General features: G+C 59.2%; 19 protein-coding genes, 1 pseudogene and 1 riboswitch. Of the genes and pseudogenes, 6 read left to right on the forward strand and 14 right to left on the reverse strand.

All coding sequences use genetic code 11. From position 1 onward, the window contains the following. Positions 1-26 precede the first annotated feature (26 nt). The 5 genes from I6F31_RS35415 to I6F31_RS35435 all read left to right on the forward strand — a co-directional run bounded on the left by I6F31_RS35415 (position 27) and on the right by I6F31_RS35435 (position 5,662). Entirely contained in the window at positions 27-1,481 is a 1,455-nt protein-coding gene (locus I6F31_RS35415; RefSeq protein WP_225186984.1) for a type II and III secretion system protein family protein, read from the forward strand. A gap of 10 nt (positions 1,482-1,491) precedes the next feature. After that, the gene (locus tag I6F31_RS35420; RefSeq protein ID WP_225186985.1) at positions 1,492-2,154 is read left to right on the forward strand and encodes a CpaD family pilus assembly lipoprotein; all 663 of its coding nucleotides are present in this window, start codon (positions 1,492-1,494) and stop codon (positions 2,152-2,154) included. 1,355 nt (positions 2,155-3,509) lie between these two features. Continuing rightward, the gene (locus I6F31_RS35425; RefSeq protein ID WP_225186986.1) at positions 3,510-4,157 is read left to right on the forward strand and encodes a hypothetical protein; all 648 of its coding nucleotides are present in this window, start codon (positions 3,510-3,512) and stop codon (positions 4,155-4,157) included. Positions 4,158-4,337: 180 nt separating this feature from the next. Beyond that, positions 4,338-5,165: a hypothetical protein gene (locus I6F31_RS35430; protein ID WP_225186987.1), complete on the forward strand. Its 828-nt coding sequence runs from the start codon at positions 4,338-4,340 to the stop codon at positions 5,163-5,165. Next, positions 5,162-5,662, forward strand: a complete 501-nt coding sequence (locus I6F31_RS35435; RefSeq protein WP_225186988.1) for a hypothetical protein — start codon at positions 5,162-5,164, stop codon at positions 5,660-5,662. Before I6F31_RS35430 ends, I6F31_RS35435 begins: the two co-directional genes overlap by 4 nt. A gap of 2,193 nt (positions 5,663-7,855) precedes the next feature. Here I6F31_RS35435 and I6F31_RS35440 read toward each other — a convergent pair. The 11 genes from I6F31_RS35440 to I6F31_RS35490 are packed head-to-tail and all read right to left on the reverse strand — an operon-like array spanning position 7,856 to position 16,271. Next, positions 7,856-8,893: an EscU/YscU/HrcU family type III secretion system export apparatus switch protein gene (locus I6F31_RS35440; RefSeq protein WP_225186989.1), complete on the reverse strand. Its 1,038-nt coding sequence runs from the start codon at positions 8,891-8,893 to the stop codon at positions 7,856-7,858. Beyond that, the gene (gene sctT / locus I6F31_RS35445) at positions 8,890-9,711 is read right to left on the reverse strand and encodes a type III secretion system export apparatus subunit SctT (RefSeq protein WP_225186990.1); all 822 of its coding nucleotides are present in this window, start codon (positions 9,709-9,711) and stop codon (positions 8,890-8,892) included. The genes I6F31_RS35440 and sctT overlap by 4 nt, the downstream gene beginning before the upstream one ends. 10 nt (positions 9,712-9,721) lie before the next feature. Further along, the gene (locus I6F31_RS35450) at positions 9,722-9,997 is read right to left on the reverse strand and encodes a flagellar biosynthetic protein FliQ (protein WP_225186991.1); all 276 of its coding nucleotides are present in this window, start codon (positions 9,995-9,997) and stop codon (positions 9,722-9,724) included. Between the two features lie 2 nt (positions 9,998-9,999). Next, positions 10,000-10,665, reverse strand: a complete 666-nt coding sequence (gene sctR / locus I6F31_RS35455; protein ID WP_225186992.1) for a type III secretion system export apparatus subunit SctR — start codon at positions 10,663-10,665, stop codon at positions 10,000-10,002. Next, on the reverse strand, positions 10,658-11,776 hold the full coding sequence (gene sctQ, locus I6F31_RS35460) for a type III secretion system cytoplasmic ring protein SctQ (protein WP_225186993.1): 1,119 nt from the start codon (positions 11,774-11,776) through the stop codon (positions 10,658-10,660). The genes sctR and sctQ overlap by 8 nt, the downstream gene beginning before the upstream one ends. Further along, the gene (locus I6F31_RS35465) at positions 11,773-12,303 is read right to left on the reverse strand and encodes a hypothetical protein (RefSeq protein ID WP_225186994.1); all 531 of its coding nucleotides are present in this window, start codon (positions 12,301-12,303) and stop codon (positions 11,773-11,775) included. Before I6F31_RS35465 ends, sctQ begins: the two co-directional genes overlap by 4 nt. Next, positions 12,279-13,628: a type III secretion system ATPase SctN gene (gene sctN / locus I6F31_RS35470; RefSeq protein WP_225187010.1), complete on the reverse strand. Its 1,350-nt coding sequence runs from the start codon at positions 13,626-13,628 to the stop codon at positions 12,279-12,281. The genes I6F31_RS35465 and sctN overlap by 25 nt, the downstream gene beginning before the upstream one ends. A 2-nt stretch (positions 13,629-13,630) precedes the next feature. After that, positions 13,631-14,254 (reverse strand): type III secretion system stator protein SctL, encoded by a 624-nt coding sequence (gene sctL / locus I6F31_RS35475; protein WP_225186995.1) that lies wholly within the window; start codon positions 14,252-14,254, stop codon positions 13,631-13,633. After that, complete coding sequence (locus tag I6F31_RS35480; RefSeq protein WP_225186996.1) at positions 14,251-14,883, reverse strand: nodulation protein NolU; 633 nt, start codon at positions 14,881-14,883, stop codon at positions 14,251-14,253. The genes sctL and I6F31_RS35480 overlap by 4 nt, the downstream gene beginning before the upstream one ends. Positions 14,884-14,894: 11 nt before the next feature. Beyond that, positions 14,895-15,770: a type III secretion inner membrane ring lipoprotein SctJ gene (sctJ, locus tag I6F31_RS35485; protein ID WP_276573227.1), complete on the reverse strand. Its 876-nt coding sequence runs from the start codon at positions 15,768-15,770 to the stop codon at positions 14,895-14,897. A gap of 9 nt (positions 15,771-15,779) precedes the next feature. Then, the gene (locus I6F31_RS35490; RefSeq protein WP_225186997.1) at positions 15,780-16,271 is read right to left on the reverse strand and encodes a nodulation protein NolB; all 492 of its coding nucleotides are present in this window, start codon (positions 16,269-16,271) and stop codon (positions 15,780-15,782) included. Between the two features lie 272 nt (positions 16,272-16,543). On the opposite strand from I6F31_RS35490, the gene I6F31_RS35495 reads away from it, so the two are divergent. Further along, the gene (locus I6F31_RS35495; protein WP_225187012.1) at positions 16,544-17,173 is read left to right on the forward strand and encodes a secretin N-terminal domain-containing protein; all 630 of its coding nucleotides are present in this window, start codon (positions 16,544-16,546) and stop codon (positions 17,171-17,173) included. Positions 17,174-18,727: 1,554 nt separating this feature from the next. On the opposite strand, the gene I6F31_RS35500 is transcribed toward I6F31_RS35495, so the two are convergent. From I6F31_RS35500 to I6F31_RS35510, 3 genes and pseudogenes are all read right to left on the reverse strand, one after another. Continuing rightward, positions 18,728-19,858 carry a ribonucleotide-diphosphate reductase subunit beta gene (locus I6F31_RS35500; protein WP_225186998.1) on the reverse strand — a complete coding sequence of 377 codons (1,131 nt, stop codon included), beginning with the start codon at positions 19,856-19,858 and terminating at the stop codon, positions 18,728-18,730. After that, on the reverse strand, positions 19,849-21,780 hold the full coding sequence (locus I6F31_RS35505) for a ribonucleoside-diphosphate reductase subunit alpha (protein WP_225186999.1): 1,932 nt from the start codon (positions 21,778-21,780) through the stop codon (positions 19,849-19,851). The genes I6F31_RS35500 and I6F31_RS35505 overlap by 10 nt, the downstream gene beginning before the upstream one ends. A 101-nt stretch (positions 21,781-21,881) precedes the next feature. After that, a riboswitch (cobalamin riboswitch) is annotated at positions 21,882-22,095 on the reverse strand. A 499-nt stretch (positions 22,096-22,594) separates the two neighbouring features. Next, positions 22,595-23,440 (reverse strand): annotated as a pseudogene (locus tag I6F31_RS35510) (class I SAM-dependent methyltransferase). Between the last annotated feature and the right edge of the window lie 1,559 nt (positions 23,441-24,999).

The raw sequence follows: 24,999 nt of genomic DNA on the forward strand, positions 1-24,999 counted from the left end.
CGATCGAACTTGAAAGCAACACTCCCTTGAACGTCGTTAACAATGCCGCCGGCGCTGATGGGCCGTCGATGGTCGCCAGCGGCCCGCATACAGCCGCTTTTTCCCGCCTCTGCTACGTCCTGTGCGCAGCCGCTCTGCTGTTTCCGCTTTCTGCCACAGCTCAGACAAAGCGGGATGGCAAAGGAGAGCCGCCACGTGCGGCGCCTGGCAGCACCGCCGGCACGCTCAATCTTACCTCCTCACAGGGCAAGACAGTTCATCTGACCGAACCGGCTGCGAGCATTTTTATTGCCGACCCCGCGATTGCGGACTATCAGGCGCCGTCGAACACCACGATTTTCGTGTTTGGCAAAAAGTCCGGACGCACAAGCCTGTTTGCCCTGAACGACAAGGGTGAGGCTCTGGCTGAGCTGCGTGTTGTCGTTACCCAACCGATCGAGGATCTGCGCGCCGCGCTGAAGGCCGAGGTCGGCGACTATCCGATTCAGGTCAGCTATACCCCGCGCGGCGCGATCCTTAGTGGTACGGCGCCCAATGCCGATGTCGCCGAGGCCGCCAGGAGGGTCACTGAGCAGTTTCTTGGGGCGGGCGCCCTGGTTGTCAACAAGATCCAGGTTGCCGGCTCATTGCAGGTGAATCTCAGCGTACGGGTGGCAGAAGTCTCCCGCAGCGCCGTCAAGGATCTCAATATCAACTTCACAGCCTCCGGCCCAAACGGCGCTTTCCTTGTCACCGGCAAAGGGGGCGGGTCCGGCGCGGCGGGTGGCGGCGGCACAATCGGGATCGGGTTTAACGCCGGCAATGCCAACCTGAGCGCTGTTCTCGACGCTCTTGCGAGCGAGCACCTCGCCTCAATCCTGGCTGAGCCGAATCTGACGGCGATGTCCGGTGAAGCCGCAAGCTTCCTCGCCGGCGGGGAATTTCCGATCCCTGTCATGCAGGATAATCGACAGGTCTCGGTCCAATTCCGACAGTTCGGCGTGAGCCTGGAATTCGTCCCGACCGTGCTCAACAACAATCAGATCAATGTCCGTGTGAAGCCCGAAGTCAGCGAACTGACTAGCGAAGGCGAAGTCAAAATCAATGGCATGGCGGTCCCTGCCCTCTCGACTCGGCGGGCGAGCACCGTGGTCGAGCTCGCCAGCGGTCAGAGCTTTGCAATCGGTGGGCTCATCAGACGCAGCTTCAACACTGACATCGGCGAGTTTCCGTGGCTCGGCGATGTCCCGATCCTGGGTGCGCTTTTTCGCTCCTCATCGTTTCAAAAACGTGAAACCGAGCTGGTCATTATTGTCACGCCCTACATCGTGCGGCCCGGATCGAACCCCAATAAGATGAGTGCGCCAACCGACCGCATCGCACCGCCCTCAGACGCGGGGCGGATTTTGACGAACACCGTGGCCCGGCCGCCGCCAGACCGCGATGCACCTCGCTCCACCGCACCAGGATTGACCGGCAGCGCCGGCTTTATCATCGAATGAGGATCGTCAAATGACCTTGCGACCTTTCTGTCACTTGATCGTTATTGGGGCAACATTGGGTGGCTGCGCAAATAGTGGCTCGCTCCATCTCGGGCCGGCTGGACAAGCGATACACGTCGAGCAGAAGAAACGTGTCTTGGTCCTGCAGAGCGTTCGCGGCTCCGAGAAGATTCAGCTGCGGAGCTTTATCGCGAACGTGAGTGGTGGTCGGCGGGATGCACTCCATGTGGATGTCACCGGCTCCCCCAGGCTCATTACCCAAGTGGCGCACGAAGCCCGCGCCATGGGCGTTGCTCCTTATAACATCCGCCTGTCCGCTTCCCCCGTCGATCTACCGCCCCGTTCCGGCGTGAGGATCGAAGCGATCACCTTTGAAGCCCATCCTCCGATCTGTCCGTCGCTTTTGATCGTCGGACCCGCCGTGAACGACAATTCGTTCGACTCGACCCTTGGCTGCTCGACCAAAAACAATCTAGCAGTCATGGTCAATGATCCGCTCGATTTGCTGGACAATCGGTCTGTCATCACGAGTAATGGCGATCGCGCCGCCATTCCTCTTGCCAACTACGGCACCTCCGCCCCGCGCAACAAGAGCAACGGAGAAGACGGCGCAGGCACAGCATCGCCGGACGCGGCGGGAACGACAACACGGAATGTGCAGCCACTCCGATAGGCCGTTTTGGGCGCTGTCCGAACTCACCGTGCAACACTTTGCGCTTGATCGTGGTCGCCACGACCGTAACATGGCGCGGCTCTGTGTGTCACGATCGAGCTGCCCCTCATTGCAGGCCACGTGGCGGCAGCGATTGGTTTGTCTCTCATCGAGACGGTTGGCGGCTCGTTCACCCGCAACACTCGACCTCGTCCAGGAATTCCAGGTGGCGTGCGCGTGCTCCATAAAGCCGCCATCAATCACTCTGAGCGCTTTGACAGGGAAAGCGTATCCGGACGACGCCGCCCCTCCGAGACCATCGGCGCTGAGAACTGAGCCGAAAGAGTCTACGATGAGGCGCGTTCAGAAACGTGACTAGACGTGGCGACAGCACGCCAGGAGAATGTGCAAAAGCATACCGCAAACTTTCATATGTACGGGTGTTCGCATGACGCAGATCAGGCGATTATTCCGTCCACCTCGCTCTTTTGGCGCCGCGCCGTTATGGCTAGGGGCCACTCATTTCCAGTCTCCAGTTCTCTACGCGCTGGGCAGCTGCTTTGCGTGATCGTCGTCTCCGTCCGATCAATGGAATGCCCTGCTCTCGAGCGGGTTACGGCAGCGGCCGCCCGCTCGATATCTCGGTAAAGGGTACGTCGGTTTAAAGGAACAAGAGCATCGTTTGTCTGCACAAGCCATCGTTGCATCTCAATCGCAACGACCATGCCATCAGCAGTCAAGACGCGCTGGGCCTCTGATTTGATGGATCAGCGGCCGCCGGCAGTCTCTGAGCTGTTCTGCCGCCCAGCGTGTCGGCGCCGGTGTCAGAGAGCGAACATGGATAACCGAGTTGGTGTACGAATGGCTTCGCTTCGCGGGTTCTCGCTCCAGGCGTCCAGCGAGCAGAGATTGCGAGGTTCCATGAGGGCGCACTCTCGGCGCGAACGCTAGCCAGGAATGCGCAAGACTGCGCTCAACTCACGGTTCTGATGCGGCCGAAATTGATATCCCGTTGATTTCAAGGAGCGAGCGACGCGTCGCCGTCTCACGCCGGATCTCCGAGCAGTCAAGCCCTCCGAATGGGCCCAGTCCTCGCGATGATGACGCAGTGATCGCCGCGATCGAGAGCTGAAGGTCGAGGCGATCGAGATCATCGGTGGGCAGTACCCCACGGATTGCAGCTCAACACTTCAGTTGAAAACGCTCTTTTTGATCCGGCGCTTTCTTTGGCCGCACGAGCGATGCTGCAGCGGCTTGGAGAAGGAACTTGTCGGCCGTCATTCACCTTTCATTCTACTCTTCCACTCGGCCAAGTCAGGTTTTGGAAATTAACGTGAGTAGCGAAATAACGAGAGAGCGATGCCAGCGGACTGACCATGGACCGATTCAAGACGATCAGCCCAGCCGATAGAGAGTCCACCGCGTCAGATGCCACGGTGGAACAGCCGCAACAGCCGCATGCGGCGTTTGAGCAGCACCTGGCAGGCGCGCGAGAGGCGGGCCCCGTATATCCTCACGCTGCGCTTTATGATGTCACTGAGGAGGACGATCGACTGATCCAGTCATCGTCCCGCGCTGCTCTCGCTCGAGGACAGCCGCCGAGTGAGAGAACGGTCGAAATTTATGATCGTCGGCTTCGCAATTTGGCCGAGGCGCTGAAGCAGTCTGGCAAGTTAATCTCTGTGCTCGATGACGATGCGTTGGCCGGTTACGCCAAGAAGCTGCTGCCACTTGACAAGATCATCGCCCCAGCATTGTCAATGGTCAGTCAGTACCGCGAGCCTGACGCCGACGTTGGCCCCATCGCAACACATTATCGTCCTTCCAGGGAAGATGAGAGGCTCATCAGGAAGGCCGCCAACGCAAGTTTTGGTCGACGGATCGCCAAGAACACGGCCGAGGGCTATGCGAGCCATCTGCGGAAATTGGCGGACCCTTGTCCATGGCCGAGCTCAGTGATGATAGACTGCTCGGCCACGCGGATAGGTTGTTTCCAAAGGACAAGACGCTCATCGTCGCCTTGAACGGCCTCGGCGATTATCGTGCGACTACCCTGCAGAACAATTTAGGCGGGGAAGGAGGCAGCTCGCGTCAGGTCATTCAGCCGTCCGCGCCCTCCCCCATGCCGCCAGCCGATGGGGAGCGTCGCGGATGGGGGCGGCTCATTGCCGCCCGGGTTCGATGTTCCGCAGGTCAGGCATGCAATGGGTTTAGCGGCCCATTCTCCTATACAGAGTGTCGCCCAGGACGAGCTTTTCGATGCGGCAGATCGCGAGGGCCTCTTGCTGGCGACAACACATGCACTGGTGCCTTGGCCAACGATGAGTCCAACCAACGCCTCGCCGGTGCAAGGTATCGCTCAGGAAGAGCTCTTCGATGCCGCGGATCGCGAGAACCTCTTGCCGGCCCCGACCTTCGATGCACCGGTGCCTTGGCCAACGATGAGTCTAACCATCCCCTCCCCGGTGCAAAGTGTCGCTCAGGAAGAGCTTTTCGATGCCGCGGATCGCGAGAACCTCTTGCCGGCCCCGCCCTTTGATGCACGGGTGCCTTGGCCGACGATGAGTCCAACCATCCCCTCGCCGGTGCAAAGTGTCGCTCAGGAAGAAGTTTTCGATGCCGCGACTTGGCGGCCGAGCTCGCCGCAGCCGAATTCCGCCTCTGAAGACTACTTTGGGCGGATGATGAACCAAGGCGCTGCGGCCCAGACCGCGCTTGAGCAGACGTTCCCCGCAGCCAGTGATAGCTTTGATGCGTCTTTGGCCGTTCCCAAGGATTTCTCCTATGGCACCCAGGCCGCCCCGGAATTGATGCGCTCCAGGCTAAGCCGCTGGGGTCTGTTGCCGGATGCTGCACAGCGGGTAAAGACCTACGACATTGGCGGTGAACGCTATACGGCCGTGTTGGGACCGGGAGGGCCAATGATGTTCAGCTCATCCATCTGCGGTCTCCCGCTGTCGGCGATACGTTTGATGTTTCGTTCGCCGTGCCCAAGGATTTTTCCCATCGCACGCAGCTGGCCCCGGAAATGATGCTGTCCACCTTGGGCAAGTGGGACTTCTTGCCTGTTGCGGAACATTTAGTCATGAATTACGAGATTGGCGGCGAACACTACACCGCCATCTTGGGACCGGAAGGCCCCAACAACGTTCAACTCATTCATCACCCTCGGCCCGTTTTGCCGGGTGAAACTATGCCTGCGGCACCGAGGATTTCGTCAGATATCTACGGCGGTCTTGCGCCAGGGTTTGGTTCGCCGGCCCCTTTTGAATGGGGCGCGGACGCTCCTTCGGCGGTGGCGCCAAACCTTCCCCTGCCGTCTGCCGCAGCGGCATCAGGCCAACAGACCCTCCCGCAAGTGCCTGAACTGGGAGAGTTGTTCGGAGACGACTGGACGCACGGCCCCCAAGAGGCTTCGCCTGTCGTGATCGACATATTGCAGAGCCTAGGTCTTCTGCCGAGCCGGGATGTCCCAATGAGCGCTTTTTTATCCACGGTCAGCTCTACACGACCGAAAGCCTACCGGTAGGCCGCGTTCTTCTCTTCGATCGGCCGTAATCTGGCTGAACGAGGGGCTCGAGTGTCTCGGCGCGGAGACTTTGACTCATTGTGCTTTCGGCACTCGGCAGCTATTTGGGATGTGAGCGCGGCCCAATGGGCGCGCGCCTTCAGGGTTGTGAACATTCAATTGGTCCGTGCGCGCTCGGCGTTACGACGTTCTCCCATGCAGCGATCTCTCTGACGAAACGGTCATACCTGTCGGTGCGCCAGTCGAGACACTGTCGGGCGAGCACGCCGGTCTCGATCTCGACATGTTGAGCCAGCTGACATCCTTTGGGGTGTAATGAACTCCAAATGTCGCAGGAGGCTGCCAGCCTGGTCAACCCGGGAGCGCCTGATAGGGTGCGCCGGACGTATGGATGGAGATTGTCGAGCACGATGCGAATCCCATGCTAAGAGATAGTGCACGTCGGGAGTTCGCGCATGCACTCGGCGATGCCGGTGGCGGCCGGTGCTCGTTCAGCTCCAACTTGCGCCAGTGACGATTCACTCCGATCTCCACGAACAAATTGGCTGTGCCATTGCGCCGGTACTCGCAATCGTAGCACTCGATCTCCCCGGGCTTCACCAGCACCAGTGGGCGGCCCTCGCGGATGAGGTGGACCGGGCTTTCGTCAAAGCAGACGATCGGTTGCCGCGGATTGGGGGGCCTCCGTGTGCAATTCGAGCACATCCCCATGCACGACATATTCCCCATCGAACCGGTGGCAGAAGGGCCTCTTCCTTGATCCTCACCCTCGAACGCGCCGGGCTCATTCGCAGAACACCGCTGCCCGCAGGCACTGAAGTCCTCGTCGCGGCCAAGACGACCGATCTCGTAGGACCCAGATCAACGGTCAGAATCACCGTGACGTACTAGCAGGCTGAAAGTGATGGCAACTTTTGAGCTTCGCACGCAGCGACGGTGCAAAATGTTTGTTTGTCGAACAGCAAACATGTGAGCGTTGCCACTCGGGAGGTCATCTCTCGGTTTCGTTGCCCGGTATGCAAAGACGGAACCGTGGATTAGGGTAGGTGAAACAGACAGGCATGCGACCGGCGGTCACCCATGGCAAGAGAAGGTCCGACCGACGACACATTGCATTCATCAGTTAAGTGTCCGCAGCTCTCCTCGACAATGACGAGAGTACCTACAGCAATACGAACCTATGATAACTCGTGCCATGTCGACTGCAGCGCAATCGTAGGAATACCTGGGTAGGTCAGCTGAAACCACTGCAGCGCTTCACACCGTCCTCTGTCCGCGACATACGCCCTAGGCTGCGGAGGAAACAAGTGTGACCGGGCTCTGGTCGCGAGCTCGGCGAATCGCTTGCCTTCCCGCAGGTGATGGCTGCGGCTTCAGACGATTCAATATCTTCGAGCGAGCGCTGAACGACCTCGACCAGAAAACCAGGTGACACCTCAACGCCTCCGAGGGTTTTTGAACGCCTCCGAGGGAGTTTTGGAGTCCGCGATTCTTCAGAAAGGTGGCCTGATCGTGCAAAGAGCAACCAGCCAAAGCTAAGCCGTCCTTCAGTGCCGTCGCGAACAGGTTGCTTGTCGCTTCGATTGAGCTCTGCCATCCGGGAAACGTAAATGGATACGCGATGCGTCTGTCGTGGATTTTGCAGTACCATCGGCGGAGGCGCTCGGTCGAAGAGCCGGGTCTGGCACACATGTGCCCGCCGTTGCCGTCCTCGTATTCGCCTGCATTCGCGGGCATTTGACATCTCTAGACTTGAAAGTGATTGTAACGTACCAAGTTGTTCACTTCTCATTCCGATCATCGCCTAGAAGTACCACAATCGCCAACATGCAATAGCTACCTCATTTGGTAGCGTCAGATCAAAGGAGGAAGTAAGCGCGATACGGCGCGAGCGCATAGGACTGATAATTGCGCAGAGGTGTGCTGTCGGGTTGCTCACCCGCACCGGCCCAGAGGCTGAGTACCGCGGCGATCGTACGAGGATGGTGCCGGCTGCGCGTAGACGGTTGGAGTCGTCAAAACCGGTGAGCGCTTTGAAATTGGGGAACAACTTGTTGCGCTCGGCGCCGCCGCTGATCCGGTGATCCCGTCGGCGAGGCCGCGGCCGCGCAGCTATCGGGCGAAGCATCCTTGCGGAAGATACCAGCGTCCATCGAGCCCACGTTGCCGATCGCGGCGTTAAGACAGGATGATCTAGACCAGCCCAGCGGCATAGAGTGCTTTTGCGACCAACTCGAAATATTGCGATGGTACCGGCTTGCCGAGCTTTGCTTTGCCGAGCAGCTGACGCGCCAGGACATCGTCATCCACAATGTTGAGGCGCAGCGCGCGAGCCTCGCCAAGCAACTGTGAAGCAGCTTCGCCCTCGCCACGGCAGACCAAGACCGGAACGCCGGTCTCGCCGCGAACATAGCGCAGCCCAATCAACGTTGCCGACCCTCGCAATATCAAGGTGGCCCGACTGATGCCGAGCGGACCTTCGTTGGCCGACTCCTGCCGCAGACGGCGGTGCTCGCGCTTGACCTGCGGATTGCCTTGCTGCTCCTTGTTCTCCCGCTTGGCCTCCGTTTCCGTCATGCGCATGTCCTGTATAAACAACCAGCGCTGGATTAGAAGGTCAGCCAATCCGCCGACCAGAAAAGCGCCAGCGGCAATCCCGGTCAACAGTTTAACCTCGGTGAAGACGAAGCCAAAACAGCCCATGCCGCAGACCGGCAGGTACACGAGCGCCTTCCAGCTCGCGATCACGGTGAGAAAGAAAGTCGCACCAAGCAAGACCACTTTAGCTAACGTCTTACCAAGCTCGATGGCCGAACGTTTCGAGGCGATGCGTTTCAAGCCTTTGATGGGGTCCAGTTTCTCAAGCTTCGGTTTGAGCGGCTCCGAAGCAAACATGAAGCCGCCATTGGCCAGGACATTAGCCAGAAGAGCTGCTGTCACGGCAGCGGCGAGCAACGGGGCGACAGTTGCAATCGAAAGTTCTAGCAGGCCGCTAAGCGCTTGTGGCACCGAGCTTGTGAACGGCTGCTCCTGCAATTTATCGACCAGTCGGACCGTTTCTTGCCACTTGTCCTCGATCGCACCCGCTCGCCACCACAGGCACCCGAAACCGGCACAGGCGCTGACGCCGCTCACCAGATCGGAGCTGCGCGCGCTCTGCCCCTTCTTGCGCGCGTCGCGCAGCTTTTTGGGCGTCGGAGGAAGTTTTTTCTCCTCACTCGTACCGCTCATTTCAACAGCTTCTTCAGATACTCAAGCATGTTGCTCGAGTTCAAGGTCTCAGCTTCCGCGTATTCCAGTAGATAGACGGTGTAGCTGACCATGATGACGCCGAAAGCGACATTCTTGATCATCGGGGAGAGATCGTTCATCTTGAGCTGAGATGCGAAACGGCCGAGCATCATGACCGAGATATCGACCAGCAGCAGCAGGGCCAGCACCGGTCCGGCGACCAGCAGCGTCGTCAGCATGATTTGATCGATAAGAGCCAGACATTCCATCGCCCCTTGCGACGTCACCGCAGGCAAGAACTGAAAAACGGGCCAGACCAGATAGCTGTCATACAGACCTTTCACCATCGTCTGGAGGCCGCCGACCAGAACAAAGATCGTAACCGCGGTTATGCCGAGAAAAAGTCCCGTTCCGGACGCCTGGCTGTGCGTCGCGGGATCCTCGCCCGCAACCTGGCTTGAAATTCCCCGTTGGGTATCGATGATGTCGCCGACTGCCTGGATACTCCATAGCGGAATACTGAGCAGGACGCCGAGCACAAGGCCGACAAATACCTCCTTAAGCCCAAGCATGGTGACGCTGACCAGACGGGTGCCCGGGTCCAGTGCTGGCAGGCCGAGCTTGACCTGCGCGAGGCATGGCAGGCCGATCGCAATCGTCAGGCTTCCCCGAATCAGGCCGCTGATGCGCGGTCGGGTGAAGACAGGAAGCACTAGCATGATGCCCAGGGCGCGAGCCGCGCTCAGACCGGCTGCGGCTACGAGCTCGATCGCGCCCTGGACGACAGCTTGCGCATCGGTGGGGGACGGGCCAGCCATCCAAGCTCTGCTAATATCTTGCGGTGAGTGCAGGAAACTCGCTGAAGATGCGCTCGGCTTGTTCGATGAGTGGCGCGCTGAGCACGGGAGAAAACCCGGCGAGCACGGCTACGACGACCAGAAGCTTGACTGTCAGAGGCAAGGTTTGATCCTGGAGCTGGGTTGCCGCTTGGATGAGGCCAATGATCAATCCTGAGATGAGAGCTGCGAGCAGCGGCGGCAGAACCCAGATCATGAAAAGGACAAGCGATTGGCTTAAGTGCGTGAGGATGCTGGCTTCGTTCATCGTCAACCTCCAGGCGTCGTGTAGCTTAACACCAGCCCGTGCATGAGACGTGACCAGCCGTCGATAGTGACGAATAGAAAAAGCTTGAACGGGACGGAGATAACCGTCGGGGAGACCATCGACATGCCCATGGCCATCAAAATGGTCGTGACGATCAGATCGATGGTGATAAAGGGAAGATAGAGAAGAAAGCCGATTTCGAAGCCACGCTTGAGCTCGGAAATCAGGAACGATGGCACAAGAATCACAAAATCATCTGCCGTGGCGCTGCCGCGCATCTCCTCCGACCAGACATGTTCGGTGGACGACAGGAAGAAGCGGCGCTGCTCTTCGTTGGTGAACCTCTTAAGATGGGCACGCAACGGTTCCTGCCCCTCCTTCGCGGCTGCCATCCAGTCGTCGAAGGTTTGATAGCGAAGTTGGGGGTCGGTAAGGCGGTTGTAGGTCTGCTCAAACACCGGAGCGCTGATGAAGACGGTCAGGATCAATGCCGCTCCGTAAAGGACGATGTTCGGCGGTATCGATTGGGTCCCCAGCGCATTACGCACGAGGAAGAGAACAACCGAGACCTTGATGAAGGCGGTAGTTGTGACGACTGCAAAGGCCAGCAGGCCAAGGCCGACGGTTATCGCAAGAAGCGCAAGGACGCTGGGTTGAATCTCAGTCATTAAGCCCCAACCTGCCGCGTAACCTGACGGCCAGTTCCTCGCCGATCCGTACGATATCGCCGCGGCCGATTCGCTGGCCGTTGGCAACGATATCGACCGGGCCGTCGAGCGGCCGGCCAATTTCGAAGACGTAGCCTTCGTTAATGGTTCGCAAGGTTCCCAAGGGCATCGGCCAGCGGCCACATTCGAATATGAGTGTGATCTCAAGACTGTCGATATCGGCCTCTGAGGGGGGCTGCTGCGCGGGGCCTTGTGTCATCACATCTTCACTTTTCAGGGGGTGGGATCGCAAGCGGAATGGTCCCCGCAGCACCAGCCTGTCGCCGTCAATCTCTGCAGGGGCCCACAACCGGTCTGCAGTGAGAATGATCTGGCCTCGCGCGAGGGGAATTGCGTCCGGGAGCAGCGCGTCGCCTTGCCGTGCTTGGCGAACAACGCCGATCGTGAGACGGAGCGAACCGATATGGCCTGCAACGATGACCGGAAGTTCGGAAAGCCGCCTGGGCGTCTGTCGCGGCAATCGGTAAAGCAGCTCGCCTAGGGCGCGGAACGCCGAAGGAACCGGCCCGTCAAGAGGCGAGAATAGAAGGAGGCGAGCCTTGCTGGCGAGCTGACCATAGACGACGTCGAATTCAAGATAAGGTCTCGAACTGGGCGCTTCCTCAGTGCGAACAAGCCGCAGATTCCGTTGCATCGTTCTCTCAAGAGGAGCGAGCAAGGGCTCAAGCGCAAGTTCCAGGATCAGCGAACGCGCCGGCTCAGAGGGTAAGGTCAGGCCATCCTGTACGGTCTCGATCAGTGCTGCCGCAAGCGGATCGGGCAAGGACAGGATGACGTGTTCTCCGTCTACTTCGAAGACGCAGCCAAGCATCGATGCCGAAGCCGGCTCGGCCTGCCAGACAAGCCGGCTAACACCGACCGATAGCGGCTTCTCGCCGAGACGGCTTTGCAGAGGTGTGCGCAAAGCTGCAATCTCATTGAGCCACGAGGCCACCTCATGAGAGAGGGTCAGCGGCGGTATAAAGGGTGTGGTACCACCCGATCTGTGTATCGCAGGAGCCACTTCTACATTGCAGCACGTAGGCTCCAGCACAGAAAAAGCGGCCATCATGTCGGCTCGCTTTCCATTTGGCCGGGTCGGCCTCGCCGGAGCAGGACCTCATCATCGGCTTCGATTTCAGCCGCGGCCTCCAAATGCGTATTCGTGATACGCCGAACGTCGCGCTCGATCTCATGCCATTTCTGGCTCGCCGCCGAACGTTTGGTCCAGAGGGTACGCGCCTCAACAGCCGCCGCGTCAACCTGCTCTTCAGCAACACGAGCCTTGTCAAGGCTCCGCTGCGCCGCCGCGATCTCGTCTGTGAGCCGACCGATGATAAGATGATGGCGCCGCTCTAATTCGGAGACTGAAATCGCATCCGCCGATAACAACTCCCCATAAAGCTTCGCTTCGACCTTTGCGCGCCGTTCTTCGGCGTTTGCAAGATGCTCGCGAGCTTGTGCGACGGCTTGAACCGCAATGCGGCGCTTGGCTTCCATGTTGGACAACTCACGGAGGGCGCTCTGCTCCCGCATGTCCTTGACAAGCCGCAATTTCGACGCGTGCAGCGGATTCAGGCAGTGAGACGTGATATCCATGCGATCGTCTCCTCAAAGCTGCATGCCTCGTCCTGACCCTGGCGCAAAAATCCCCGCAGATCCTCGATCGAGGCAATCGCCCGGTCGGTTAGCGGATCAGAGCCTTGCTTATATTCGCCAACCTTGATCAAGAACTCGGCTTCAGCGTAGCGCGAGAGCAGATCACGAAAAAAGGATGCCGCTTTGCGATGCGGCACGGATACGATTGCATCCATCACGCGGCTTCGACTCGACAGCACATCGATAGCCGGAAAATGCTCACGAGAGGCCAGCGCGCGCGAGAGTATAATATGGCCATCGAGAATGCCGCGTGATTCTTCGGCTATTGGATCGCCCGTGCCGTCACCTTCGACTAGCACTGTATAGAAGGCCGTAATGGAGCCATGCTCGCCCATGCCGGCGCGCTCCAACAAGCCCGGCAACAGTGCAAACACGGACGGCGGAAAGCCGCGCCGGGTCGGCGGTTCTCCTGCGGCAAGGCCGATCTCGCGCATGGCGCGGCTAAAGCGCGTCAATGAATCCATCATCAGAACGACGCGCAGTCCCTGGTCACGGAAATATTCGGCGAGTGCCGTCGCCATATAGGCGCAGCGAGCCCGCTCCATCGCCGAACGGTCGGAAGTCTCAACCACGACCACGGAACGGCGGAGGGCCTCGCCAAGATGACGTTCGATGAACTCACGCACCTCTCGTCCACGTTCGCCGATCAGCGCAACGACTGTTACGTCGGCCGACGCCCCTTTTACGATCTGCGACATCAGCGTCGACTTGCCGCAACCGGCATCACCATAGATTCCGATGCGCTGACCTTCTCCACACGTCAGAAGGCCGTCGAGGACACGAACGCCGAGCGGAAAGGGATGCTCAATGCCGCGCCGCTTCATTGGATTGGGTGCCTTGCCGCGCAACGGGCGGGCTTCGCCAGCCTTTATGGGACCTTTGCCATCGAGCGGACGCCCAAAGCTGTCGACCACTCGACCGAGCAAATCTGGGCCGACTGCCACTTCCTGCATTCGTCCGGTTGTGACCACCTCCGCACGGTTAGACAGCCCGACCATGTCACCGATCGGCGTGAGTAACACCCCATCAGGTAACAAACCGATCACCTCGGCTTCGAGCGACCAACCAGTGCGGGGATCCTGCAACAGGCATAGTTCTCCGACGCGGGCCTCCGGCAAGACAGCATGCAGGAGCGTGCCGATTGCCCGCGTGATTCGACCGCGCACAGCGCGCGTATCGATATGCTTCGCAGAAGATCTCAAGGATGAGAGCGCGGCCTGGATAGTTCCTTCTCTGGCCGCGGTTTCATGGTTCTCGTGTTGCATGGTCACGATTTACCTGCCTGCGAAGACAAACCAAGCCCGAGCCGTAGGGCGCGGAGCTGCGCGCCAAGTCCAAGATCGACATTGCCAAACTCGCTCCACAAAACGCACTGGTCCGTTGTCAGCGCCGGATCCGGCTCAATCTTGACTTTCGGCCGCCCTTCCAGTCCGTCATAGCCCCTGAACTCACCCGCCAGCAGATCGGCCTTTAGGGGGGATACGTGAAGGCAAACTTCCGTGTTCCTGTATTTTTGCTCAATGGCGTGACGAACGCCCCGCACTAGCATCTCGCCCGGATCAAAGGCGCCAAGCAAATCGCGCACGATCTCAAACACCAACTGCGGTAATTCCCGCTCCAGAACAGCCCTTTGCTGCGCCAGTTCACAAGCAGCCTGCGCTATCAGTCGAGCCATTTCTTCTGCGCCAGCCTTTGCGCCCTCGGCGCGGCCCCGCGCTCGTTCCCGTTCATAAGCCTGGCGTGCCCAACCGCGAACCCGCTGCAGATGCCGTTCGGCAGCAGCCCGTGCCTTTACGGCGTCGTGCCAGATCTTGAGCTCGGCCGCCGAGATCAACGGCCCGAGGGGCCGAATCTGTGGAGCCACCGGGAATTCTGGACCATCGGCTGTCATGCCCTGGCGGCCTCCCTCGCCAAATGGGCTGTCACCAGGGAAAGCAGCGGGCCGGCCGCGCTACGGTGTTCAGCAGCCGGATTCTCCGCTGTGGTCCCAATCGGCAGGCGCAGAAGCACGCGGATACGGTCAATTGATGAAGCCTTTTCGAGCCAGGCGCCGAGACAAGCATGCCCGTCGCATTCGATCCGTCGCGACAACTGCTCAGGATCGACAATGGGCGTGGTTGCGACCGCATAGGAGAGATGTCGGACCCCGAAAGCATGCGCTTCGGCACCGATCCTTTCGATTAATATCGACAGATCGTACCGGGATACGAGCTTGAGGACGGAGCGCGCATGCCAGATGCTGCCCGCGAGCAGCGCTGCCCGATGCGGATCGTGCCCGAGCAGAGGGTCCTCGATCCAACCCGCGCCACTCAGGTCCACTTCGCTGCCAAGCAACAGCTCGGCCAGTCTTGGCTGCAGCCTGGCACTCCGCTGTAGCCGGGCCAATGTGGGAGGCGACAGCAGCGGATCAAGGCGCGCAGCAAAACGGCTCGGATGGATTGAGGCAACGAGCTCGCGCTGCCGATCGGTAGCCGACGTGAACGAACGATTGGGTTCGGTTGATGATATCGATGTCGACATGAGCGTCCTGACTATGTCGCATCAGGAATCATCTTTTTGCCGGTAGCCGGCACAGCAGGGGCAGCGGGCGCACTCGAACGTGTACCGAACAGGGTCCATTTTCGCACTGATTGTCCGGACTGACGAAAACGCGCGCCCAGCAACAGGTAAGATACGATACCGAATGCCGCGCCCGCGCCTCCCACACCGAGTGCAAGCAACGGTACTGAGCCAGATTTGGCTGTTTGAGCCGGAGCGGCCGTCGGCGCACCCAATTGCTCGAGCGGTGCCCGCTCAACCGGCACGAAGACGACCGTGACCTTGTCGTAAGACAAACCTTCAATGCTGTTTGCGACAAGCATCTTAATCTGCGGTAGCAGCGCCGATAGTTTCGCGCTGGAGCCATGTCGGATGAAAACCGACGCGGACGACGGGGTGGCATCCTGGCGCAGCAAATCGTTCTTCGGAAGAACGACATGGACACGAGCTGAAAGGACGCCGTCTATATCGCTGATCGTGCGCGACAATTCTTCGCTTAGAGCATAAACGTAACGGGCCCGCTCCTCGATCGGCGAGGCAACGAGGCCGGATCCTTTGAAAATTTCGCCAAGATTCTTGAAGGATTGGCGCGGCAGCCCCTCGATATTCAGCAGGTCGATCGAATAGGCGAGCTGCTTTTCCTCGACCTGGATTGTACTGGTTCCGTCCTTGGCGACAACACGAACGGCATCAACACCCTTTCCAAGGAGGAGCGCAAGCATCTCATTAGCCTCGCGCTCCTGAATTTTAGTGTAGAGATCAGTCTTGCAGCCCATCAGCACAAGGAGAAGAGGCAGAGCAAAACACGCCCGAAGGTGCCGCCACGATTGACGGCCGCCGCCGCTACCAGTCTGCATCACGCCACCCATCAGCCTCACTCAGCCTGCCGACAGCAGCTTGTTGAGCGACGAGCTGACGGCACTGGTACCCTTGGAGACGAGTGAAACCTGAATGACGTCTCTATAGACGTCCCGCAGATTGACCATCATCGAATCGAAATCCGCTCCAACGGGCTTAACCGTCGCATGTGCGCCGACGTTGTCCGACTGCAAGACCGGCTGGGCCGCCGGTCCAGGCTGCAGACTGGTCACAGCACTCGGCACGCCTCCGACAGCCGGAGGAACGGCATGGCTATGGTATATACTGGAGAGGGCGTGAAGCACGCGGTCGCCCGGCGGGCTTGCCAACGCGTTCGCGCGCTGGACCTCCATTACCGGCGGAGCAACCGCCGGCCTGTCCGCGACCTGAGAGGCAGCTCCGTGAGTAGAAGCTGCTTGCGCCAGAGCCTGCTCAAAGTGCACCTGCTCACCAGTAGCTGCCGGCGAGCAGGCATTGCCAATACAGTCGACTGAATTGGGAGAGATCGGCATTGGGCCTAACATCATGGAAGGAGTCATTGTTCTCGTGTGATGAGACCAGGCATTCTGACCGATAAGCGGATCAAGGTCATAGATTGGGGAGCTGACGAAAACCTGACGAAGATCCCGCTGATTGCGTCATCTAAAGATCACGTTTGGCTTCCAAGTTGGAATGAAACCCCAGTCTTACTCTGCGTGGAGGCCGTCCGAGAATGCTCGTGCGATCTAAGATGGTGCAAATTTTAAAGAGAGCTCTCTATGTGGCGGGGATCGTGTATCTCGGAATGATGCGGGCGTTTGGCGCATCCCTTTCGCTACCCTCGACCTCTTATAGCTACACCGTGCTCGATCAGGACCTTTCTGCGGCCCTTCAGGAGTTCGGCAACAACCTCAACATCAGGGTCAATGTTAGTGCCGAAGTAAGGGGCAGGATCCGCGGACGAATGCCGGACCTTCCGCCGCGAGAGTTCCTCGATCGTTTGACCGCGCTCTACAATCTTCAATGGTACTACGACGGGCTCGTCCTTTACGTCTCTGCTGCCCACGAGGCGCAAAGCCGGCTCATTGTGTTGAACCCGCTCAGTTTCGATGCGTTCAAGACTGCGCTCGATGCGCTCAACATCTCCGACGAGCGCTATATCGTGAAACCGGCTCCGGGAGAGGGCCTCGTCCTGGCTTCTGGCCCACCGCGCTTTGTTGCATTGGTGGACCAGACCCTCAAGGGCCTTGTGGCGGAGGCGCAGGCCCGGCGGGATCACGTCGCGGCCGAAAGGCCACAACGCGACTCGGTTTTGATGTTGTTTCGCGGCTCCTCAAGCACGGTCATTCGAGACGGACGACCCGAGGGTCATTATTCATCCGACACACCGTACCAGGACGGCGACGTGCGCGAAGCCGGTCGAGGCCGGAAATGAGGCTTGATGATGTGTCTCCGCCGATTCGGGCGAACCCGCATTGGCTTCAATCCATCTGATCGTCAGCTTCTCGAAAGCTAAGGTGCCCAGAATGAGGGTGATGTCTAGACGGTCAGCTCATGGAGAGAGCCGCGGATGTATGGCATCAGGCACGGGATGCTCGATCGAGTGGTGGTTAGCGCCATCTTTGAAGGTAGTGCGACGACTTAGAGATCCAATGCGAGCCTCCGAACACGTGCTTCGGAGCTGGCACGGTGCCTTTGCATAGCTCGAAGTGCTCCATCACTTGAAAGGAGAATGAGGTGGATTTCAATGCAGTCGGCTCGGCCACTTCGAGCCCAGAGCCCGACTCACCGCGAACGACGACGGACACCACCGGCTTTGAGCGGCAGCTTAGCAACACACAGGCTAGTGCTCCGCCAGAGGGAGCCCCTCCTCCAGTGCTGCAGGGCGAGGCTTATTCGCCATATCTGGACGCGGGCCATCCCTATTCTTCATATTTGGATGCTGGGCACCCCTCTTCGCCATACCTGGATGCAGCGCACCACTATTTACCAGACTTGGGTTGGCAGGATGATCTGTATACGTCCCCTGCGGCCGATGCCGAGCCAGAGCCGGAGAACCTCCCGCAACATCTCTCGCGGCAAACCATCGCTCAGGCCATCGAGGAACATCCTGGTTTCGATCAAGATCTGATATGGCAGAATGTGGATGTCGGCCCGTCCCATTCCGAGCAACCGCACGTCGCGGCACCGGCGGCGGAGCCATCGCACGCCGCACCATGGTGCGTCGCCCCTTTGCGGGCTGAGCTCTGGCACGCCGGCCCCTCTCACGCCCCACAATCGCAAGCGGGACCACCTCAAGCTGTGCCTTCCGAAGCTGCACCGCCAGAACTTTCCGGGTTCCGTATGTTGAACGGACATCTCGCCAAGGATTGCTGGCTGTTCGCTGGTCAAACAGCCACAGACGCTCAAATGGACATGCTGGAGCGCAGCGGAGTGAAGCCGAGCAAGCACCACCCAACGCAGGTTTTCACAATGCTGGGGGTGCCTCACACAGCCGAATGGAGAGAAGAGGGCTTCATTCGTCTCACACCTTCGCTAGACCCAACCCTTTGGCCCGAAGATGCGGAGGAAGACCGACCTGCGGACCCGGAAGATCCTCCCATCCACTAGCGGCTGTAGCCGAGCCACGGCAGGTCATCTTCGAGGGCCGACAGGGCGAGATGGCACGAGCACCTATTGAGGGCGATCGGGCGCGCGGCTCTTGCGCGGAAACGCTCCTCTTTGATGGGCATTTCATAATTGTAAGCCGATAAAGCGCAAAGTACGACATTGATCCAAATGGACGCGCTGGAAACACGACGCGCTTGCGGTGATGACAACAAATCGGTCTAGCGCGCCCTCCGGCGGTCTCGCTGGGATTTTAGAAGACCGTGAGACGTTCATGTCCTCGACGACGAAGCTGAGAGCGCGTTCTGAGATAGGAGTGAGCTATCATACCTTCGGTAGGGTAGATGGTTGGCTTTGCTCCGCAAGCATCAGCGCACTTCTGCTAAAGTGTATGAGCTTTACCAGGATCGCGCCTCAGCAAAGCGCTGTTGCGGTCGTCCCACATACGGCCAAAAGCCGCCCACACCCCCTCTTCGCCATCCCAGCTGCCGCGGCTTGCCGCCTTAGAGTACTCCGTAGCGCGCTGTTCGAAGAAATTGGCGTGCTCGACCCCATTCAGGATCTCGACCAGCCATGGCAAGGGATGCGGCCTGAGCTGGATAAAACCGCTCTCTCTGGCCTCGAAAAAGCCGAAGGCCGGGGTAATTCCGAGCTGGGTCAGTCGCCAATCCGCGACATAGCGGACATAAGCGTGGATCTGCTCAGCTTTCATGCCCTCGATTTCGCCGAGGCCAAAGGCCACATCAACGAAGTTCTCCTCCAGCTTCACCATGGTCTTGGCGACGTCGATGATGTCGTTACGGACGGAGCGCGTCACCGCGCCGGTTTCGCGGTGCCATTCATGAAATAGCTTGATAATTCCCTGGCAGTGGAGACTCTCATCGCGCACTGACCAGCTTACGATCTGTCCCATGCCATTCATCTTGTTGTAGCGCGGAAAATTGAGCAGCATGGCGAAGCTTGCGAACAAGGCCATGCCTTCTGTGAAGGCACCGAACATCGCAAGGGTACGAGCGACGTCGGCCACGGTCTGGACTCCGAACTCGTGCATGTAGTCCGCTTTGGCGCGCATCTGCGCATAGTCGCGGAATGCCTCGAACTCGGTCTTGGGCATGCCGAGCGTCTTGAGCAGCAGCGCATAAGCGTCAATGTGGACGGTCTCCATGTTTGTGAACGCCGCCATCATCATCTGTACGGTGAGCGGTTGAAAGATCGGGATGTAGCGCTTGAGATAATTGTCGCCGACCTCGATGTCCGACTGGGTGAAGAAACGGAATATTTGGGTGAGCAGCGCACGCTCGTTGGCGGTGACACGGTCCGACGCCCAGTCCTTGAGGTCGGCGCCGAGCGGAACCTCCTCGCCCATCCAATGGGTCTGCTGCTGCCGCTTCCAGAAGTCGTAAGCCCAGGCGTAGCGATCGACGTCATAGGTGCCTGTCGATTCGAGGAGGCCGACCCGGCCCTTGCCGATCAGCGAGCGTGGATCGACTGACGACAGATCGATCACTGACATGCAAGGCACTCCTCATAGTCGGTGTGCTGCAGCTGTGCCGAATTGTCGCCGGCGCTGACGTTGCCGGCGAACGCTGCGCGCGAGATCGATTTGGAGCGGCAGTAGTAGAGACTTTTCAATCCGCGCTCCCATGCCGTCCAGTGCAGCATGTGGAGGTCCCACTTATCCACATCGGCCGCCAGATAGAGGTTAATCGACTGGCTCTGGCAGATGAACGGGGCCCGATCGGCGGCAAGCTCGACGATCCAGCGCTGATCGATCTCGAAAGCGGTACGAAAGATCGCCTTCTCTTGCTCCGACAAGATGTCGAGATGGGCGACCGATCCCTCGTGCGCTATGATCGACTGCCAGATCGCCGAGGTGTCGGCGCTCTTGGCCGTGAGCACCTTGGTTAGATGGGGATTACGCACCGAGATGGCGCCCGACAATGTCTTATGAGTGTAGATGTTCGCCGGGATCGGCTCGACGCAGGCGCTGGTGCCGCCGCAGATGATGCTGATCGAGGCGGTCGGCGCGATTGCCATCTTATGGCTGAAGCGCGCCATCACGCCGCGTTCCAAGGCATCCGGGCAAGAGCCGCGCTCGCGCGCGAGCGCCACAGATGCTGCGTCGGCATCGCGACGGATTTTTCGGAACATGTTCAGATTGAACGATTTCGCCAGGACACTCTCCATTGGGATGCCCTTGGCCTGAAGGAACGAATGGAACCCCATGACGCCGAGGCCAACCGAGCGCTCACGCAGGGCGGCATAGCGGGCACGCTTCATGCCATCCGGCGCCACCGTGATGAAGTGAGTGAGCACATTGTCCAGGAAGCGCATGATGTCCTCGATGAAGCCTGCCTCCTCATTCCACTGGTCCCACGCCTCGAGATTGACTGATGAGAGGCAGCACACGGCGGTGCGCTCCTTGCCGCGGTGATCGAGGCCGGTCGGGAGGGCAATCTCGCTGCACAAGTTCGATGTAGAGACTCTAAGGCCGAGCTCGCGCTGATGCTTGGGAAGCGCGCGGTTCACCGTGTCGATGAACAAGAGATACGGTTCGCCGGTCTGCAGCCGGTTCTCAAGAATGCGTTGCCACAGCTGGCGGGCGTCAATCTCGCGAACGATTTCGTTGGTCTTTGGACTGCGAAGCGCGAAGGCGGTTCCGGCGCGCACGGCATGCATGAACTCGTCGGTAACGTTGATGCCGTGATGCAGATTGAGGCTCTTGCGGTTGAAGTCGCCGGACGCTTTCCGGATCTCGAGGAACTCCTCTATCTCCGGATGGTGGATATCAAGATAGGCGGCCGCGGAGCCGCGCCGTAGGGAACCTTGGCTGATCGCCAGCGTCAGGCCGTCCATGACGTGGATAAACGGGATGATGCCTGAGGTCACACCGCCCTTCACCTTCTCGCCTATTGAGCGCACATTCCCCCAGTAAGTCCCGATACCGCCGCCGTTGGAGGCGAGCCAGACGTTCTCGTTCCATGTGCCGACGATGCCTTCGAGCGAGTCCGAGACCGAGTTAAGGAAGCACGAGATAGGAAGCCCCCGCGTGGTGCCGCCATTGGAAAGCACCGGCGTGGCCGGCATGAACCACAGCCGGGACATTGCATCATAAAGACGTTGGGCGTGCGCAACATCGTCCGCGAAGGCGCACGACACCCGCGCAAACATGTCCTGGAAACCTTCGCCGGCGAGCAGATAACGGTCATTCAGCGTCAGCTTGCCGAAGGACGTCAGCAGGTAGTCGCGCGACCGATCAAGCGTGAGCTCGGACGGCTTTGGAGACGGTGCGAGAGGCCGCGGCAACGGAGACAGCGACGGAGGCGGAGCAACAGACAGCTGAGGCGCGGCAGACTTTGCCTGCGCTCGCCGCCGGCTCACGCTGGACAGTGCAATGAGATGACCCTGCTGATCGAAATCGTAAGACGGCGACATCGGCAACCCCGCGATGTTTGGAGCTGGGGCCCGCGGACGACTTGCGAGGAGACCAGGCAAATGTCCCGACTGCAAGCGACCCAACGGGGCACCCCGCCCGAGGACGTTTCTTCTGTCGCGGCAGGTCTCCTGGCTCGCGGGTCGCTGCGGCTGCCGGCCTTCCCGGCGCCGTTGTCGCGCCAGTGACCATGATGACAGCCGCTCGCCGCTCACAGTTGCGGGGGCAGCCCCGGAGTAGCCGTTCGGCGCACCGGGTTCCCTCTTAGCTTCGGTCCACAAAATAAAGGACAGAAGACCGTGACAGACCCACATCTAGGCGGCACCCGCCGAGATTCGTCAAGCCTTCTGTTGCGGGAAATCAAGCTCCATCAGGCAAAAGGACACCGTCGAGCTAACGAATGGAGCGGCCGAGAACTAGAACACCAGCACGTTTCGCTCGTGCCATAGCCCCAGCTCAAAGTGATCGGTCCCGCGTTGCTATATTCCTAGTTTTGTACTTTGTCTTGCGCATGGTCGAGTCCAAAGATCGGCCGATCATTGATTGAGGTATGAACACTAGCGGCAATGGGGAAAGGACTTTTGCACCCACGAGCGCCTCTCGCTCGCCGCGATAGATAAATGGCATCTGGACGAAGTCCTTATCCTACAAAATATCATCGGCTGCGGCCGCTCTGTTGGCCAGAATGGCTTCGTTCTCGACCTGTTGATCCCAGCCCAGATCGAGGCTGGGCGCACCGCAGCGGCTTCTGACCTGTCACGGCTCTAGCGCGACCTGCAAGCCATCGGCGCCTTCAAGATGAAGCTAACGGGGGGCCTATCGTCCGCCCCTGCCGCTGGCGAAGGTGACAATGTTTCCAGAGGAGTGGCGCGCGCATCGGCCTCAGGCGAGACAAAATCAGATCCGCGTGAAACAGCCCTTCTGATTCAAGGCCGGTCGCATCAAGACCAAGAGCCGCCAAGCTGGCCAGACAGCTTTCAAACTCCTCCGCATCGGAAAGCGGCGCTGGATAAATGTCGCGACGTTCCGTCACAAGGCCACGGTTCGGGAAACGTCGAGGCCAAAGACCTAAATGGAAACATTCGAAGCACAAAGGAGATGATCCATGGACATCTCTCTGTCGCATCGAGATTTTTTCTGAAGTCTTCTCCGTAGTATGGTCGATGCAACTCGTCGACATGATAATAGCCGCGAAGCTGGGCATGCGCGCGCTGTCTGTCGATAGTGCGTCCTTTTCACGACAATGCCGTCGCCTAGGAGGCCAACGTTTGCTGCATAGCTAATCGCCGGCGCCGACAACTCTAAGCCGATAAACCGCGCCAAGCCGACATTAGGCCAAGCCGCATAACAATTGCGATCGGGGCGCACCAGTGTCTCAGAACTGATAGCCCTCATTTCGCGCCGAACGTAGATGACGCAGGCCCCCGAGAAGGTCAGTGGAGAGCGATGCACTGCTGCGTTGATGTCGTATGAACATCGGGCTTGAGAGGGTGCGGAAGCTTTCGTTGCCAGAATTTGTCGAACGAGCGGCTCACCACGGATCGTATAATCCAAGTCGCCCAGGACGAGAAGTATGGCCATGGATCATCCAAAGCATAAATGTCATCGAAGATCGGGCCGATTGATCCACGAAAACTCTGTTCGCACCCAAATGTCTCCCATCCTATTTTGTAACCCGGTCGATGGCTGCTACTTCCAAGTACTGACGACCTATCGCAGAAATTTGGCGAGGTGCGCCCCCATCGCGCCTTTTCTGGCTCGCATCGTAAGACAGAGGGCGAGCCGTCTTATTACAGGGCACGAGCAGATAAAGTGGCTCCAAAAGTTGGTCATCATCAGAGTCTTGGCACTTTGTGTGAGGTAGAAAGCCTATTGAACTCCGAACTGCAGCGATTGCGATCATTACGAACTGAGCGCGCAGGCTTTCGTAGCCCCATGATCGTGATGCGCTTGCGTACGCGCGGGGAGACTCGTGCTTGGAGGATTAGAAAGGATCAAGACTCTCTGCCGCGCCGCTCCACGCAATCTAAGTCCTTGACATTCAGGACCGCGAAGAAAACCGCAAGCTCAAGGTCTGTTTTGCGTCACATCTCCTGCATCTGCCATGACAGTTGGCTTCGGAGATTTGTCCATCGATCGCTTGCTGCACCGCGGCGATCGTGGTGACTTTTATGATGCAACATAATCTCGCCGAGCCGGAACTTCTTATTTTCTCACCAAAGGCTTGCGCACACAACCGGTCTGTTCGCTGGCAGATGCCAGTCGATCCACTTTCCGTGTCGCGAGCACAGCCCTTTGCACATCGAAAGTCCACGAAGCAAGTCGCCATGAGTGACGTAGAAATCATCGCGCACGAGACGCGATCTTCGTCAGCTTCTCGCAAGCTGCCCCTGCTATCAGAAAGCAGGTCATCTCGCGGCGACGCCGCTATCTGGGTATTACGACATGGACGCAGGCGCAGCCGATATCGCAGCAACAAGGCCAGAGCCTGGCGCAGACCCCGACACGGGAGCGACCAACGGCGACCGTTCGCCTGCAGCGTTGTTGCAGCGAGCTTTCGAGAAGGCTCTCGTTTCCGTCGCCACGCAAGTTATAAGCGACTCCCAGTCGGATATGGATGATGCCTTGAACGAGCTGGATGACGGGTGAGGCGGGATGGGGATGCATCGGGCGCGGCGTTCAAAAACGAGCCCGATTGAACGAAGCAGGCGGGACTTAGTACCTGCAGCGAGCCAGACGTGCCTTCAGCGATGCGCCAAATGGCTGGGTCAGCGGGTCTACAAATCGGTGTGCGCCCGGATCACTCGGCCAACGCTGCTGCGCTGCGGCAGGCCTGCACAGCAAGGCCGAACGCCAACGCAAGCTCCTCGCTATCCCGCCCCAACGATGACGATAGGAGCGCGCTCGCGCAGCGCTATCCAACGGCTAATCAACGATAGTACGTTGAGCCGTGCATCATTCCCCTTATTCGAGGAATCGATTGCGCTCGCCAGGCCGTCCCTGGCCCGATCCGCGGCTGACCGCGAGCCTGTCCGCTAGAATGGGCCTTTTCGCAGCATTGAGAGATGTCGCTAGTACTTAGTCCTGAGGGCGGCCCGCTTGTTGGTGCGGTTGGGGCAAAGCTCTGACTGACGCGATCGTCAGACGAGAGCGGCGATTCTGGATCCATAAGCCGCAGCTCCTGCTATGCTCATCGTCGCTCGCCGAACATGAAAAGCGGG

Source organism: Bradyrhizobium sp. NBAIM01, from assembly GCF_020194115.1.
In the GTDB taxonomy this organism is placed as follows: Bacteria; Pseudomonadota; Alphaproteobacteria; order Rhizobiales; family Xanthobacteraceae; genus Bradyrhizobium; species Bradyrhizobium yuanmingense.